This window comes from Bradyrhizobium sp. HKCCYLS20291, assembly GCF_051167715.1.
Classification (GTDB): Bacteria; Pseudomonadota; Alphaproteobacteria; order Rhizobiales; family Xanthobacteraceae; genus Bradyrhizobium.
On the sequence record NZ_JBNPTO010000013.1, the window covers coordinates 194,943 to 210,252 of the forward strand.

A 15,310-nucleotide genomic window follows, 5' to 3' on the forward strand; every position below is an offset into this window, starting at 1 on the left:
ATGCCGTTCTACGAGGGGCTGGTGACAATCAAAAGCGGGGGGATTTACCATCCCCCAGGCACGATCCACGACTTCAGCGAGCTCGACGCGAAGGCCCTCGGGCCGTCGCGTGTCCGGCTTGCGGAGGATCAGACCGCCGTGGCCCCGGCGATTGCCACTGTCGCTGCTGGGGATCTGTCCGGCCTCGAAAACGCCGGGAAAGTCCCTCCTGGCGACGCGCCGTCCGCTGTATATGCCCCTCCCGCTCGACAGCCGGACGGCGCGAGCAATCGCGTGGCTGAAATCATGCATGCGATCGATCTGCTCGACGAGAAGAAGGACTTTTGGAAGTCCGGCGCGCGCGCGGGCAAGCCGAAGCAGAAGTCGATCGAGGAGATTGTCGGGTTCGCCATCTCGGACGACGACATCGACGCCGCGCTGGCGTTGCGCGACGCCGGCGTCTGATGCCCGTCGAGAGCGATGAGGATCTGCTCATCTTCCTCGACTCCGACGAGTTCGGAGCCGAAGCCGAGTATCGGGCGCGCGGCTCAGACGAGGCGTGCCCGGTGCCCGGCATATTCGACGATGAAGGCAGCAACTGGAATCCGAACCGCTGGAGCGGCACGGAGTTTCAGGCGCAGATGGGCGCCAGCGTCACGTCAACCGGGCCGACCTTTCTCTGCCGGACGATGGACCTTCAGCGGGGCGGCCGGAAGGGCGAGACCCTGATCATCAAGGGGCAGGAGTACCGGATCGAGGATAAGCGGCCGGACGGCACCGGCATGACCCTGCTTTTGCTCATGGCAAACGACTGAGATGGCGCATCCCCGGAAGCTCATCCGCACCGCGTTCGTTGACCGGCTCAAGACCGCGCTCGACGACGGGAGCTTCCGCACGCGTGCTCAGGGTCGCGTCTACAAGAGCCGCCTTGCTCCGGTCACCGAGGAAGAGCTGAAGGAGGACGGGCCTGCCATCCTTGTCTACGCGCGGATGGAAGAGACCCGCAAGCCCCAGGACTACGGCGACGAGGGTGACGCCACGCACGTCGAGCGCAATCTCACGCTTGTCACCGAAGCGATGCTTCTCGCCGGTAGCGAGGTGGACGACGCGCTCGATGACATCGCCGAAGAGATGGAGGCGGCGATCGACGGCTTCATGATCCCCGGCCTCGAGTCGGCACAGATCAGGCTCATCGAGTCCGACATCGACGTGGTGACCGAGCAAGTCAAGCGCCCTGTCGGCGCGATCGGGCTCGTCTGGAACATCAAGTATCGGACCAACTGGCGCGCACGCTCCAGCGCGAACGATCAGGACGCGATGGACGCGTTCCTGCGCGGGGAGTGACATGGTCAAGTTTCTGCGCGATCCCGCATATACCGGCGGCGTCTCAGACCCGGAGGCAACCGACATCGACCGGCGTGCCCAGGACGTGGTGAAGTTCGGCCGTGTCAAGGAAGTCGATTACAAGCGCAGCCCGCCGTCCTACCGCGTCGAGATCGGTGATGAAAACGACGAAGACAACTACATCCTGACCGATTGGCTTCCCGCGACGGGTGGCCGCGCCAAGGGCGACCGTGAAACGCACTACCTCGAAAAGGGAGAGAAGGTTGCGCTCTTGGCCGAAGGCGGTGAGCTTGCGACCGCCTATGTCATGCCGGCAGGCCAGTACACTGAAGAGGACGATGAGAAGGAGACGACAGACAAGCCGGGTGTCTGGCGGAAGGTGTTCCAGAAGCCGAAGAGCGAGGACAGTCAGGGCGGCGAGGGTGAAGGAGGCGGCCAGGATGGTCTGGAGGGCGAGGAAGGCGAGATCCTTGGCGAGATCAGCTATGACCGCGAGACGGGCGATTGGCTGATCAAGGGCATCGAAGACAAGGGCTCGATCACGCTCGAAGGCGCGGGCTGCAAGATCGTGATGAAGGATGGCACGATCACGCTGAAAGCGAAGAACGTCGTGGTCGAGGCCGGCGACAAGTTCGAGTCGAACACGAAACAATCGCTGCACACTGCCAACGCGTTCAAGACCATCGGCAAGACTTACCTTGGTCTTGAGGACAAGAACGATACGCCGGAAGACAAGGTTGTCACCGAAGCCGGACCGACGAAGCAAACCTTCGCGAAGGTCGGCTAGTAGGCGATTGGAACGGACTGTCGAGCAGCGCGCCGCGGCGGCACGGTGCGCTTTATGGCGACGATCAATCTCAGAACTGGTGAGAAGTTGGAAGGCATCGATGATGTCTGGCAATCGATCGCGACCATACTCGGGACCACCATCGGCTCGCTTGTGATGGCCCGTGACTTTGGCTCGAAGATGCCGCGTCTTGTGGACCGCGCCGTGTCGCAGGTGACGGTGATCGAGTTCTATGCAGCCGTGCCTGAAGCGATAAATCGCATCAACTCCGAAGCGCTCATGGCTGAAGAGCCGCGCTTTCGCATCATCCAAATGACGCTCTCGGACATGACGGACGAAGGCAACGCGACGTTTGATATCGAGGGAATATATTACCCGCGCGGTCATATTGGCGACTACTCGGAAGCGCGTGACGCTCAGGGGCGCGTTGTGGTCTCGAACAACGTCCTCGTGGGGAGCTACGTGTAATGGACGCTCCGCTCCCGAACATCCCGTTGCCTGTCATTGTGCGCGAGCCCGCGTTCGAGACGCTGTTCAACAATCGCCTTGCGCAACTGCGTGGCCTGCTCGCCGATGCGGGCTTCGACTGGGACACGCACATGCTGCGGTCCGATCCGCTCAACCGCTTCTGCCGTCACGCAGCCTTTGGCGATCTGCTCATGGTCTCGGCCATGAACGACACCTTCCGCGCCACGCTAACCGACTTCGCCCAGGGCGCGGACCTCATCGCGTTGGCCTCCGATTGGGAATTGGAGCAGGCCGATGGCGAGGCGATCGATGACTTGCGCCGCCGCCTACGCGAGCGGAAGAAGGGGCAGGGTGGCTTCACCGAGAACTGGTACAAGCGCCATGCGTTCGCGGCTGCTCCGCTGCTCGTGGACGACGTGGGCGTGGAAGGCGACGCAAGGGGCGGCGTGATCGTCTCGATCCTCTCGAAGGATAACGGCGGCGTGGCGAGCGATGATCAGCTCGCGACCGTGAGCGCTGCGCTCAGTCAGCCGGGCGTCCGTGGTGACAACGACCATATCGCCGTCGTCCGCGCGGTGATCCGCACGGTCAACGTCGAGGCCGACATTTGGCTTCTGCCGGAGGCCACCAAGGACTCGACCATGGCCGCCTCACAAGCGGCGCTGGTCGCCGAGTTCGCGGCCGAGCGTCGCTTGGGTTGGGACTTCACCTCTGACTTCGCGATTGCCGCGCTGCGGACGATCGGCGTCAAGCGTGTGTCGCTGGTGTCTCCAGCGCCCAACAGTGTCGTGGTGACGGCGTCGAACGAGGCCGTCGCGCTCGGCACCATCAAGCTCAATTGCATGGGTCGGGCCTACTGATGACCGATCTTGTCGATCTGGCGCCGCGCAACTCGACGCCGCTCGATCTGGCGGCCATTCGGACGGCCGACGCGCGCTTGCGGTATGCGGCGATCGTTCAAGAGATCGCGGACATCCGCTATCGCGACGTGATCCCGGATGACGTGCTCCCGTGGCTGCTGCGCCATTGGGGGCTCGAAGACGCGGCTGCGTTCATGGACGACCACCAACGCCTTTACAAGGAGGGGAAGCATTGGCAGACCGTCCGGGGCCGACTGGAGGCGTTCCAGATCATCTTCGAGTGGCTTGGCCTCTACGCCGTGCATGAGCGCGGCACGCACGCCGACGTTCGCTTTGGGCTGTTCCAGATCGGGCTGGACGGCGAGCCCGAGCTGAAGACGCTCCTTAACCTGATCGGCCTTGCAGACCTCTCCAAGGGTGCTGCAAGCGTCCTGGGGCGCGTTTACGGCGGCTATGATATTCGCCCCATGCGCCTAGACATGATGCGCCTCGACGGTGCGCTGCTCGATGATTGGTCCGGCGTCTATCTGGAGGGCATCGAGCCGAAGCTTTCGTTCGGCCGCCAGCACGGCGAGGAGATCGAGTTCCGGCCTGGCATCTCGGGCAGCTCGGACGGCCTGGTCTCGGGGACCGCGCGCTTCGAAGAAGGCTTCGTTCTCGACCGTTCGCAGCTCGACGGCGCTGTCCTCGAATCGTCCGTTGTCTCGATCCAGGCGGCGCTGTCCGGCCAGACGATCAACCTCGCCAACACGGTCTTCATGCCTTGGCCAAGGACCCGCTGGGGCCAGGCTTGGAACTTTGAACCTTTCATCATTTACGGAGGCCCTGATGGCACTTCTGGTCAATAGCGGGCGCGCCGGTCTGGCCACCGCGCTCAAAGCGCGTCCCATGTTCTTCGCCTGGGGACGCGGGGCGTCGTGGTGGGGAGCGACGGACGTAAAGAACAAGACTTTCGCGGGCTCACCCGAGAAGTTCACGCTGGATCACGCGCCGGTCGCTTCACTTGTGGTGAACAACCAAGGGAACGCGCAGACCTACCAATCGCCCGCCGATTACCTGTTCGATCCAAATACCGGCGTCGTCACGCGCGTCAACGGCGGCGCGATCTCGGTGGGTGCGACCGTCCAGACGCAGGCCGTCTATGGCACGCCGCCTTTGAGCGCGGCCGATTCCGCATTGACCGGCGAGATCGGCCGCCGTGCCGCTTCGTCTGTCGAGTTCGTCGTGCCCGACGCGAATGGCAACCTTTACACGCCGGGTGGCGAGCGTTGGTCGGTCTCGATGACGGCGACGCGCTACCTGTATGTCGCGACTCAATTCGAGTTCCTCGAGGCCGCAACCGAGACCATTCGCGAAGTCGGCATCTTCGTGGACAGCGTCCGCGCCGCTGGCGTGCCTGAAGGGCAACTGTACTTGACTCCCGAACAGGTCGCCGAACCCGGATACTTGCTTCTGCTCGACCGCTTCGCCGGTATCCCTCGGTCTCCGAGTTCTCGGCAGGGCTTCTCTTACGTCTTGGTGATCTAGTGGCAGACGCTCGCGACCAACTCCCAGCCTATATCAACACGTTCAACCCGGCGAAGGGTTACCAGCGTCTCGCTGCGCACTATGACCGCTTCCTGACCAGCAACGAAATCAACGTGATTCAGGACATCGAGGCGAACCGCCTGAAGGGCGTCGCCGATGCGTTCTGGCGCGATGGTTCGCTCGTGTCTGGCGGCGCAATAGTCCTCGGGCCGATCACCAACGGCACCGTCGAGGCGCGCTTGGCGGCGGCCAAGGTCTACATTCGCGGCGCCGTCCACGATATCGAGGCCCGCAACATCGTCATCTCGGCCGTGGGCACCGTCGTCATCGGCATTCGCCTTCGCACGTTCACCGTGAGCTACGAGGAAGACCCGACGCTGAAGGGTATGGCCCCCGGCACGCGCGCCCAAGGCGAGCCCGGCGCTTCTGCGCTTGCGATGCTTGGCCGTTGGGGCTATGAGGGTGACGGGGAGGAGGGCGACTTCTTCCCGATCTATACGATCAAGGACGGCGTGATCGACACGCCGGCCGAACCCGGCATGGATGATGCTTGGGCCAACCTGCTCGCGCGCTATGATCGCGAGGCGCACGGCGGGTATGTCGTCGAGGGCTTCAACGTCAAGGCGCTCGGCATCGACGATACGGGCAAGCAAGCCTTCACCATCTCGGAAGGCACGATCAACGTCTACGGCTACAAGCGGACCAGGCCTGCATCGGCACGTCTGCGTGTGGCTGAAGAGCCCGAGATCATGTCGATCGATGACGAGCCGCACGCCGTCAATTCCGGGACGCAGACCATCAAGGTCCGGTTCGCGCCGATCGCCTCCGTGAAGGAAGTGACGATCATCGCCGAAAAGACCGTGACGCTCATGCACGGCACCTATACCGGCGTTTCCGATGCGCTCCCCGATCCGACCGTGCTCTCGATCCGGCAGGTGAAGCAGGGAACGACCGTCTACGCGGCGACCTCCGATTACAAGCTGACCGGCGCGGCGGTGGACTGGTCTCCGAGCGGTGCCGAGATCGCGCCGGGGTCGACATATCAAGTCACGTACCGCTTTCTGACGAACGCGGTCCCGACGAACGTTACGCGTGACAGCTTCGACATCACCGGCGCAGCTGACGATACCACCGCGTTTGTCAAGTACGATACCAAGCTGCCGCGCTATGACGCCATCGTGGTCGACCAAGCCGGTTCGATCTCCTACCTGAAGGGCATCAGCTCGCTCTACGCGGCGCAGCCCGCGACCGTAGCACCGACGCTGCACAAGCTCGCGGATGTATACAACAATTGGGGGCTGGTCCCTACCGTCAAACAGGTCGCGACCGTCCGTATGCCATTCGCCGATCTGCGCAGCCTTGAGACGATGGTCGGCGATCTCTACGCGCTCGTTGCCGAAGAGCGGCTTCAGCGTGACGTGGATCGCAAGGAAGTCTCGTCGAAGCGCGGCGTGTTCGTCGATCCGTTGCTCGACGACGATATGCGGGATCAGGGCCTGCCGCAGACCGGGGCGATTTTTGGCGGCCTGCTTTGGCTGCCGGTGACGCCGACCGTCTCGATCATGCCGGTGTCCGCAACGACGCTCTCCTATACGGTCGAGAATGTCTTCGAGCAGCGCCAGATCACCGGCGAGTCGAAGATCAATCCGTATGCGTCGTTTACCGCGCCGCCGACCGATGTCACGCTCGATCCGTCCGTCGATCTGTGGACGGACACGGAGAACATATGGACCTCCGTGTCCACCTCCCGCGTCGCGTGGCAGCGCACCGGCTTCGCGGCCGGACCGCTGATCGGCACCTCGACCGAGACCACCGATCGGATCGTGAACAGTGTGACGACCACGGAAGAGACTATTCGGCAGCGGTCTGTCGGGTTCACGATCCATAAGTGGGGCTACAACGAAGTCCTGAAGAAGGTCACCTTCGACGACATCGACGTGACCCCGGCGGGCGTGGTGCGGGCCGATGGAAATGGAACTGTTGTGGCGTCCTTCCAGATCCCGGCAGGGGTCCCGGTCGGTGTAAAGCACGTCGCGTTCGAGGGCGCCGGCGGCTCGAAGGCGGATGCGCTCTATACGGCATACGGTTGGCTGACCACGATCACCAACGAGCGGACGGTTGTCACCACCTTCTGGTATAGCGCCGATCCGCTTGCGCAGACCTTCCGCTTAAACGAGCCACGCCAAGCGCTCGGCGTCGATGTCAAGTTCACCAGGGTCGGTGACAAGAGCAAGCCGGTTCGGGTCCAGATTCGGGAAGTCGAACTGGGCATCCCGACCGAGCGCGTCGTCGCCGAGTCGCTCATCGACATGAACACGGTCAAGGTCATCGACCCGCTCTCGGTGGCTCCGCGCGTCGAGTCCGATTGGACCTATGCGGAGTTCTCGCGTCCGGTGACGCTGCGCGAGGATCGCAGCTACGCGATCACGCTCTTGACGGACGATGCGACGCACTCGGTCGCCATCGCCGACCTGGGTGGCTTTGACCAGATCAACGGATGGGTGACCAGCAACGCGTTCCCGCTCGGCACCTTCCTCGACGGTTCGGACTCCCGCACCTGGCTGCCGAAGCCGGGCCGCTCGTTGGGCTTCCGCCTGCGTTGCGCCAGGTATGCGCCGACGACCCGCACGGTCGAGGTTGGCACTGTTGACGTGGTCAACTGTTCGGACCTGATGCCACTGATCGCGGCCGAGCGCCCCGAAGGGACAGCGATCGAGGTCGAGTTCGAAGCCCCGAATGGGGCAAAGTACGTCACAGCCCCGGCGGTGAATATCGAGCTGCCCGTCGCCATCACCGGCACAATGAAAGTTCGCATGCGGATCACCGGCACTCCCAGCCTGTCCGCGCTCATACTGCCGTTCCTGCAAGTCGTTGTGGGCGCTATCCAGCCAGCAGGCGATTACATCTCGCGTGCTTTTGAGGCGGGCACCGACTCGAAGATCCGCCTGATCGTGGACGTGTATCTGCCTTCGACCTCTACATTCGAGGCAAAGATTCAGACCGGTATCAACGCAGGCTTGCCGGTCTGGTCTGCATCGAACGCGCTCACCCTCGAAAAGGCGACGTCGCTTGGCGACGGTTGGGAGGAGCGCCAGTACATGCTCGATCACGTCTCGGTCGCCACGACACGGGCCTACGTCAAGATCGGCGGCGGCCCGGCGGCTCGGTCGAATGCCCGCAACATCCGCGCTGTCGCAGTCAAATCCACCACGGGGGCGTAAAACATGGCGGACGAGTTGACGCAGCGGGGATACCCGCTGCCGAGCCCCGATAACATCGCGCGCGAGGATGCGACCCGCATTCGGAATGCGATCACGCTGATCAGCGACGACTTGACCATGCTCGAAGGGCGTGACGTGCAGGCTAGCGAGGCCGTATGCGGCGGCGTTCGGCTCGCCACGGCCGGCGAGGCGACGGCAGGCACGGCGACAAACGCTGTGCCCGTCGTGAAGCGCGTAAAGGACATGATCACTGCCGTCACTAACGCGCTGCACACGACTATCGTCAGCGAGTACGGCGCGGCGATCGCGACGGCTATCAACAACCTGAAGGGCGGTGTTGATCCTGCATATGACACCCTTGTCGAGATCGCTGCGAAGCTCACCGACATGACGCAGATCAACGCGATCCTCGACTCGCTCGCGAAGCGGCTTCGCGTTGATACGGCCTCCCAGGGATTGGACGCAACGTCGCAGAGCAATGGGCGCGTCAACCTCGGTCTCGGCAGCGCATCGACGAAGAACATATCCGCTTCAGCCAACATCAGGGCGAACTCCGGTACGGACGTGATCACGACCGATCAGGCCTGGGCCTCGGCCGCTTTCGTCGACCTGGGCACGGTTGCCGGCGCCGTCAACGTTGACTGCGGCGCAGGCATCCGCTTCCGCGCCATCCTCTCTGGGAACATCACCATCAACTTCCTGAACGCGAAGGATGGCCAGGGCATCGACGTTGTGCTGGTGCAGGATGGGACGGGCGGGCGGACTGTGAGTTGGAACAGCAACGTCCGTTTCCCAGGTGGCTTAGCTCCTACGGTGGCAACCGCTGCGAATGGCTGGGCGCTGGTATTCACCGGTGTCTATTGCTCTAACTTCGCGCAGTGGCTTGCCTGCGGTTGGAAGAACAGCTAGTGACAATGCTCCCATTCCTTAAGCGGATCGGCGGTCCCCGCATCGTCGTCCCAGGCTCGCAGAGCTACACCACTCCAGGCACGTACACCTTCAATGTCCCAGCCTTCAATACGCTCACTGTCACAGTGAATGCGGGTGGCGGGGGTGGTGGTGGCTACTCTAACGGCCACCCCGAAATGTACAACGGCGGGAACGGCGGCAACTCCTCGTTCGCCTCCGTATCCGCCGAGGGCGGTCTCGGTGGGGCCGTCTGTGTAGCTCTATACAGTGATATCCACAACCAGTTCCCCAACGGTAGCCCAGGCGGCTCATCCGGAGGTGACAGCAACTTCACTGGCACCGGCGGTGCTGGAGGCCAGGGCTACAAGAGCGCCAGCTACGACTTAGGCTCTGATTCGTATGCGTACGGAGATGCTGGTTACGGCGGCGCTGGTGGTCGATCTGTCAAGACCTACATCGCAGGAGCCCTTGGTGCGACCGTTACTGTCGTGGTCGGTGCTGGTGGCGCTGCAGGCGGAGTTGCTAACACCGCGGGCATTACCCAGTACCCAACGGCTGGAGCGAACGGTGCCGTCCTCATATCCTGGAGTTGAATGTGAACAACGTCATTGTCCGTGAGACCTCACCCAATCTGTTCGAAGAACTCCCGTGGGGGCAGACCATCGTGCATGACGATGTCCTGCACCCGTGGCAAATCACGGAGCTTTGGGCCGATGAAGAACTGGCGTCGCTAAACCTTTACCGCGTCGCGCGCGTGGCCGTCACGGCGGATAAGGTATTGAAAGGCTATTCATTCGCCCGCGATGGCGACAAGGTGCAGATGGTTCTCGACTTGGAGGACGCCGTGTTGAAGGCGAGCGCCCGCCAGCTGCGCCTAGCAATGAACGCAACCGGCCTGCGCGACGACATTGAACAGTACGTCGCGTCGCAGTCGCGCGACGTGCAAGACAGTTGGCAGTGGACAACGGAGTTTGAGAACACCCATCCCTTTGTCATCGGTGCGGCCGAGCAGCTTAATAAGAGCGAGGCCGATCTTAAGTCGCTCTTCCTGCTTGCGCAGAGTTTCTGACGGGCTACCGGAGCGGTCCCGACAGCTAAGCAGGCGAAGCCTACGGTGCTCTCAATCCCAATGCTTCGAGGGTTGAGAGCACCAAAATGTCCCTTACCGACTTTCTGCACGGCGTCGAGACTGTCGTCGTCGACTCCGGCCCCAGGCCGATCCAGACGGTCCGCTCGTCCGTCATCGGATTGATCGGCACTGCACCCGAAGCGAACGAAGTCGCGTTCCCCCTCGACTTCCCCGTTCTCGTCAATCGCCGGCAGGCCGCCGCGATGATCGGCAAGGCCGGCACCCTCCCGCAGGCGATCGACGCCATTTACGATCAGGGCGGCGCTCTGATCGTGGTGATCCGCGTTGCGGAGGCGGCATACGAGAACGAGCAGCTTTCGAAGGTGATCGGCGGCGTGGATGCCGAGACCGGCGCGTTCACTGGTGTTCACGTTCTGCGTGCGGCGGAGGCCGAGTGTGGCGTCGCGCCTATGATCTTCATTGCTCCGGGCTTCACCCATCAGCGTCCGATCGGGGTGAGCGGTCACACCGTTCTCGCCCAGGGCAACGGCTACACCCATGCCCAAGTTGCGTTCTCGGGCGGTGGTGTGGGTGCGGTGCTTCCGGCGGCCACTGTGATCCTGACCAATGGCAAGGTGACCGGCCTCGACTTCACGTCGCTCGGGTACGGCATCGTGTCGCCGATCACGGCCGAGATCACCGGCGATGGCACCGGCGCGAACATCACGATCCAGACCGGTGCGGCGGCGAACCCGGTGGTCGGTGAGCTGAAGCAGCTCGCGGACGGCATGAAGGCGCACATCATCGCCGATGGTCCGGCGACCACGGACGCCGCCGCGTTCGCCTACCGCAATGATCACGGCACGCGTCGCGTATTCATCGTCGATCCGAAGGTGTCGGGCTGGTCGGTCAAGACCAACACCTACGCCCTGGAGCCCGCGTCGCCGCGCGTGGCTGGTCTGATCTCGCGCGTGGACAACGTGTCGGGCTTTTGGGAGTCGCCGTCCAACAAGGAAGTCTATGGCATGGGCGGCATCTCGCGGCCGATCGACTATGCCTACGGCGATAAGAACAGCCGCGCGAACATCCTCAACGAAAACCAGATCTCGACGTTCATCCGCGATGACGGCTGGTATTTGTGGGGCAACCGTACCTGCTCGGCTGACGAGAAGTTCGCGTTCCTGTCCGTATCCCGTACCGCTGACATGATCGACATCTCGATCGCGAAGGCGCACCGCTGGGCGGTCGATCGCTCCATCACCAAGAATTATCTCGACGATGTCGTAGCATCCGTGAAGGCGTACATGCGGCAGTTGAAGACCAAGGGCGCGATCCTTGGCGGCGACTGCTGGGTTGACCCCGAGTTTAACGCGGAAGCCGACATCACCGAAGGTCATGTGACGTTCTCGTATGACTTCACCCCGCCGTATCCGGCCGAGCGCGTGACCTTCCGGTCGCATCTCGTCTCCGACTATATCCGCAACCTCTTCGCATAACGGGGAAACGAGATGATCCCGCGCGTACTCCGCAACTTCAACACCTTCGTCAACGGAACCGGCTGGGCCGGTCGCGTTGCCGAAGTCGAGCTGCCGGATTTCCAAGTCAAGACGGAAGAGTATCGCGGGGGCGGCATGGACGCCCCCGTAGAGCTCGACATGGGCCTGGAGGTGATGACCGCCAAGTTCACGTTCGGCGAATACAACACGCAGATTCTCGGCCTCTTCGGCAACATGGACGGCAACGCCGCGCGCGTGCAGCTCCGTGGCGCTCTCCAGCGCGACGGCGAGACCGCTGTTGCAATGGTGGTCGATCTGCATGGCGGGTTCAAGGGCAACACCCTGGGGAACTGGAAGGCCGGCGACATGACGCAGAACGAAGCCGAGATGTCGCTTCGCTACGTCAAGGTGCAGATCGGTGACACCGTCGCGATCGAGATCGACGTGGACAACATGATCCGCATCGTCAACGGCGTAGATCAGCTCGCTTCGATTCGCGCAGCGATGGGCATGTAAGGCAACGAGACTAGCCCCTCTGCGCGAGAGCGCACAGGCCAGTCCTTTTCGAACCATTTCAAAGGGAGAACTCAAAGCAGTGAGCGACGAAGAGAAGCAGCCCGACATGCGGGCAGAAGCCCCGATCACCCTCGACTTCCCGATCGAGGTGGACGGCGTGAAGTACTCGGGCCTGACCATGCGTCGGCCGAAGACAAAGGACTCCAAGAAGGCCGCCAAGTTCAAAGGTCACGATGCGGACCGTGGCATTCTCCTCCTGGCGGACCTGTGCGGCGTCGCGCCGAACGTGATCGAGGAGCTGGACGAGTACGACGCGAAGAAGCTGGGCGACCAACTCGATGCTTTTCGTGGGGGTCAGTCGAGCTAAGCGATCTCCGCAAGGCGATACTGACGCTTGTTCGGCTGACCAAAGGCGGCGTCACGATCAGTGAAGTCGAGGACATGTTCCTTGATGATTTCTACGAGTGGCTCGAGGCAGCAACAGAGCTTCAGGCCGACATCAACCGGGCGATGAAGGCGAAGTAGGATGGCGACCGGCTTCTCGGTATTCGTCAATATCGGTGGCAAGGTCAGCCCGAGCCTCAACGCCGCAGTGGGCGCAGCGAAGACCCAGGTTAGCGGCCTCGGGGCTTCGCTCGCCAGCATGGCCGCGCGCATGAACGCGCCGTTCGCGGCCGTCAACAGGCACCTTGTCGAGACCTCGAAGCGGCTGTCGAAGGTGCAGCGGACCGGCCGTAACGCGACATTCGGCGTCACCGTTCCCGCCGGGCTCCTGGGCGTCGAGGCAATCAGGGCTGCGAACGAGCGCGCCAAGGCGGGCAATACGCTCGAAGCGATCGGCCTCGACGGCATGACGCCCGAGCAGCGCAAGAGGGCGCGCAAGGAAATCGTGGCCTACGCCGACGCGATCGCTTCGAAGTATGGTGACGCGACCGAGATCATGAAGACCTTCAACGAGCTGTTGAAGGCAGGCTTCAGTGTGGATGCTGCCAAGGGCGCAATCGAGACGGTGATGCAAGGTGCGGCGACCGCTGAGGATATGAGCGGTTCAGACCTGGGCGGCTACGTCACGAAGCTCGCGACGCAATACAAGCTCGGAATGAAGTCCACGGAGGACGCGGCGGCGAGCACACAGCGCATCGTGGACAACCTGGTCTACGGCGCGCTGAAGACCAGCGCGAGCACCAAGGATATGGCGCAGTCGTTCCGGTATGTCGGTGCCGCCGCCGCAGCGGCTGGCAACTCCGTCGAACAGACCAACGCCATGATCATCGCCATGGCGAAGGCCGGCGTCCTCAACTCCGAGTCCGGCGTCGCGCTGCGCTCGGCATACGTCCGCATGGTCAAACCGACCAAGGCAGGCCGGGCCACGATGGCTCGGCTTGGCCTGGACTATTCGAGCTACGTCAATCAGGGCAAGCGCACCGGCGCGAACGTAAGCGCCGGTCTCGCGGCGTCGGGATATGACATCGATCCGAAGCTGATCGATAAGGTGCTGGCGGCGAACAAGGACTCGCCCGAGAAGCAGCGCAAGGCGATCTTTGACGCGGTCGTGGCGAAGATGGGCTCGCAAGGCGCACAGGACATGAGCGCTATCATGGAGGCAGTCGATGACACCTTCACCACGGCAGGCTCCGAAATCGATCTGCTGAAGCTCGCAAAGGATCTGAAGTCCAAGGGCGCGACCCAGGGTGATCTTGCCAACATCTTCGAGGGCCGCCAGTCGGTTCGTATGCTTTCGCTGCTTTCGCAGAACCTCGAAGAGATCCTGAAGGACGTGACCGACAACGTCAAAGGGTACGCCGCGAAGACCTGGGAGGTCTCGTATCAGGGCCTCCCCAAGTCGATCCTCGAACTCGACTCGGCTTACAAGGGCCTTCGGAACACGCTGACCGAGCTGGTCATGCCGGACATCCTCGGCGGCATGAAGTGGCTCGAAAACCTGGTGAAGGGCATGGGAGCGTCTTCCCCCGGTGTGCTGAAGGCGAGCGTCTATCTTGCCGCTGCAGCTGCCGCCGCCGGTCCGCTGCTCTACGTGCTTGGCGCTGTCGGCCGTGCGGCCCTGTTCGCAATGCGCAGCCTGAGCGGGGCCATGATGTTGGCGCTTGGCTCAGGTCGACTTCTGGTTGGCGTGATCGCGCTGCTGTCGAGCGGCCTTGTTCGGGCCGGTGTCGTCATGCTCGCCTTCGCCGCCCGCACGCGTGTAGCTTTGGCGGCCATGACCATGCTGCGTTGGTCCACCATCGCCCTCGCGGGCCTCTCCGTTGCGGGTGGCGGCCTCATGGCGCTTGGGAAAGCGATCCTGCTCTTCCCCGTCACGGCGCTGCGCGCGATCGGCTTTGCCATGTGGGGCCTGGTTGCGAACCCGGTCGGTCTGATCATCATGGCGCTCGTCGCCGCGCTGACCGCGCTCGGGGTCTGGGTCTACAACAATTGGGACGGTCTGAAATCCTTCTTTGCGGGCTTCGGGGAGGGCTTCATGAAGGGCCTTGGTCCGGCGGGGGCGGGCATCGGCAAGCTCGCCAGCGGGCTCGGCAGCGTCGTCAATTGGCTCGGGCAATTGCTCGGTCCGCTCGACGAGAGCGGCACCAAATGGCGGACCTGGGGCGAGACTGTCGGCGGTGTCGCGGCCGAAGGCGTGAACAAGGTCATCTCGGCCATCTCGACGCTGGTCGGCTGGGTCGGCACAGCGATCGACAAGATGATGGCGCTTGGCAGCGCGATCAAGGGTGTGTTCAACAGCGGCGGAAGCACCAAGAGCTGGTTGAACTCGGGTGACCCGTCCAACCCGATCGCTGGCGCTCGTGCGCTGGGTGGCCCGGTGAGCTACGGCAAGCCCTACCTTGTCGGCGAACGTGGACCCGAGCTGTTCGTGCCGGGCGCGAACGGCCGCATCGAGACAAACGCAACGCTGCGTCGTCTCAATGCCAACGGCGCAAAGGCTGTCGCCGCGTCGTCTTCGGCGGCGGCTGCGGGCGGAATGGTCTCCCGTTCCCAGCGCGCGGAGGTCAACATCACCGTCAAGGGCGGCGATCCGGCCGAAGTCCGCCGGGCCGCCGAAGAAGCCGTCTATTCCGCTTTCGCTCGGCTCGAGTCCGAGCAGCGTGGCCTCTTGAGTGATTGATCATGCAAAG

General features: G+C 63.0%; 16 protein-coding genes. All 16 read left to right on the forward strand.

All coding sequences use genetic code 11. The features are described from left to right. The 16 genes from ACQR07_RS25940 (at window position 1) to ACQR07_RS26015 (ending at window position 15,300) form a co-directional block, all read left to right on the forward strand. Entirely contained in the window at window positions 1–444 is a 444-nt protein-coding gene (locus ACQR07_RS25940) for a hypothetical protein (protein ID WP_434904952.1), read from the forward strand. Then, window positions 444–794: a head-tail joining protein gene (locus tag ACQR07_RS25945; RefSeq protein ID WP_434904953.1), complete on the forward strand. Its 351-nt coding sequence runs from the start codon at window positions 444–446 to the stop codon at window positions 792–794. Before ACQR07_RS25940 ends, ACQR07_RS25945 begins: the two co-directional genes overlap by 1 nt. Window position 795: 1 nt before the next feature. Continuing rightward, the gene (locus tag ACQR07_RS25950; protein WP_434904954.1) at window positions 796–1,323 is read left to right on the forward strand and encodes a hypothetical protein; all 528 of its coding nucleotides are present in this window, start codon (window positions 796–798) and stop codon (window positions 1,321–1,323) included. Between the two features lies 1 nt (window position 1,324). Then, window positions 1,325–2,110, forward strand: a complete 786-nt coding sequence (locus ACQR07_RS25955; RefSeq protein ID WP_434904955.1) for a hypothetical protein — start codon at window positions 1,325–1,327, stop codon at window positions 2,108–2,110. A gap of 54 nt (window positions 2,111–2,164) precedes the next feature. Beyond that, window positions 2,165–2,578, forward strand: coding sequence for a GPW/gp25 family protein (locus tag ACQR07_RS25960; protein ID WP_434904956.1), 414 nt, complete (start codon window positions 2,165–2,167; stop codon window positions 2,576–2,578). A gap of 38 nt (window positions 2,579–2,616) precedes the next feature. Then, window positions 2,617–3,438: a baseplate J/gp47 family protein gene (locus tag ACQR07_RS25965; RefSeq protein WP_434904957.1), complete on the forward strand. Its 822-nt coding sequence runs from the start codon at window positions 2,617–2,619 to the stop codon at window positions 3,436–3,438. After that, on the forward strand, window positions 3,438–4,286 hold the full coding sequence (locus tag ACQR07_RS25970) for a hypothetical protein (protein WP_434904958.1): 849 nt from the start codon (window positions 3,438–3,440) through the stop codon (window positions 4,284–4,286). Before ACQR07_RS25965 ends, ACQR07_RS25970 begins: the two co-directional genes overlap by 1 nt. Continuing rightward, complete coding sequence (locus ACQR07_RS25975) at window positions 4,267–4,965, forward strand: hypothetical protein (protein WP_434904959.1); 699 nt, start codon at window positions 4,267–4,269, stop codon at window positions 4,963–4,965. Before ACQR07_RS25970 ends, ACQR07_RS25975 begins: the two co-directional genes overlap by 20 nt. Further along, the gene (locus ACQR07_RS25980; RefSeq protein WP_434904960.1) at window positions 4,965–8,186 is read left to right on the forward strand and encodes a DUF4815 domain-containing protein; all 3,222 of its coding nucleotides are present in this window, start codon (window positions 4,965–4,967) and stop codon (window positions 8,184–8,186) included. Before ACQR07_RS25975 ends, ACQR07_RS25980 begins: the two co-directional genes overlap by 1 nt. A gap of 3 nt (window positions 8,187–8,189) precedes the next feature. After that, window positions 8,190–9,095 carry a hypothetical protein gene (locus tag ACQR07_RS25985; protein WP_434904961.1) on the forward strand — a complete coding sequence of 302 codons (906 nt, stop codon included), beginning with the start codon at window positions 8,190–8,192 and terminating at the stop codon, window positions 9,093–9,095. Then, window positions 9,095–9,688: a hypothetical protein gene (locus ACQR07_RS25990; RefSeq protein WP_434904962.1), complete on the forward strand. Its 594-nt coding sequence runs from the start codon at window positions 9,095–9,097 to the stop codon at window positions 9,686–9,688. The genes ACQR07_RS25985 and ACQR07_RS25990 overlap by 1 nt, the downstream gene beginning before the upstream one ends. 2 nt (window positions 9,689–9,690) lie before the next feature. Further along, a complete protein-coding gene (locus tag ACQR07_RS25995; protein ID WP_434904963.1) occupies window positions 9,691–10,164 on the forward strand; it encodes a hypothetical protein in 474 nt (157 codons plus the stop codon). A 263-nt stretch (window positions 10,165–10,427) separates the two neighbouring features. Continuing rightward, window positions 10,428–11,660, forward strand: coding sequence for a phage tail sheath C-terminal domain-containing protein (locus ACQR07_RS26000; protein ID WP_434904964.1), 1,233 nt, complete (start codon window positions 10,428–10,430; stop codon window positions 11,658–11,660). Between the two features lie 12 nt (window positions 11,661–11,672). Further along, the gene (locus ACQR07_RS26005; RefSeq protein ID WP_434904965.1) at window positions 11,673–12,176 is read left to right on the forward strand and encodes a phage major tail tube protein; all 504 of its coding nucleotides are present in this window, start codon (window positions 11,673–11,675) and stop codon (window positions 12,174–12,176) included. Window positions 12,177–12,255: 79 nt separating this feature from the next. Next, window positions 12,256–12,543 carry a phage tail assembly protein gene (locus ACQR07_RS26010; protein WP_434904966.1) on the forward strand — a complete coding sequence of 96 codons (288 nt, stop codon included), beginning with the start codon at window positions 12,256–12,258 and terminating at the stop codon, window positions 12,541–12,543. Between the two features lie 159 nt (window positions 12,544–12,702). Continuing rightward, window positions 12,703–15,300, forward strand: a complete 2,598-nt coding sequence (locus ACQR07_RS26015; RefSeq protein ID WP_434904967.1) for a phage tail tape measure protein — start codon at window positions 12,703–12,705, stop codon at window positions 15,298–15,300. Window positions 15,301–15,310 lie beyond the last annotated feature (10 nt).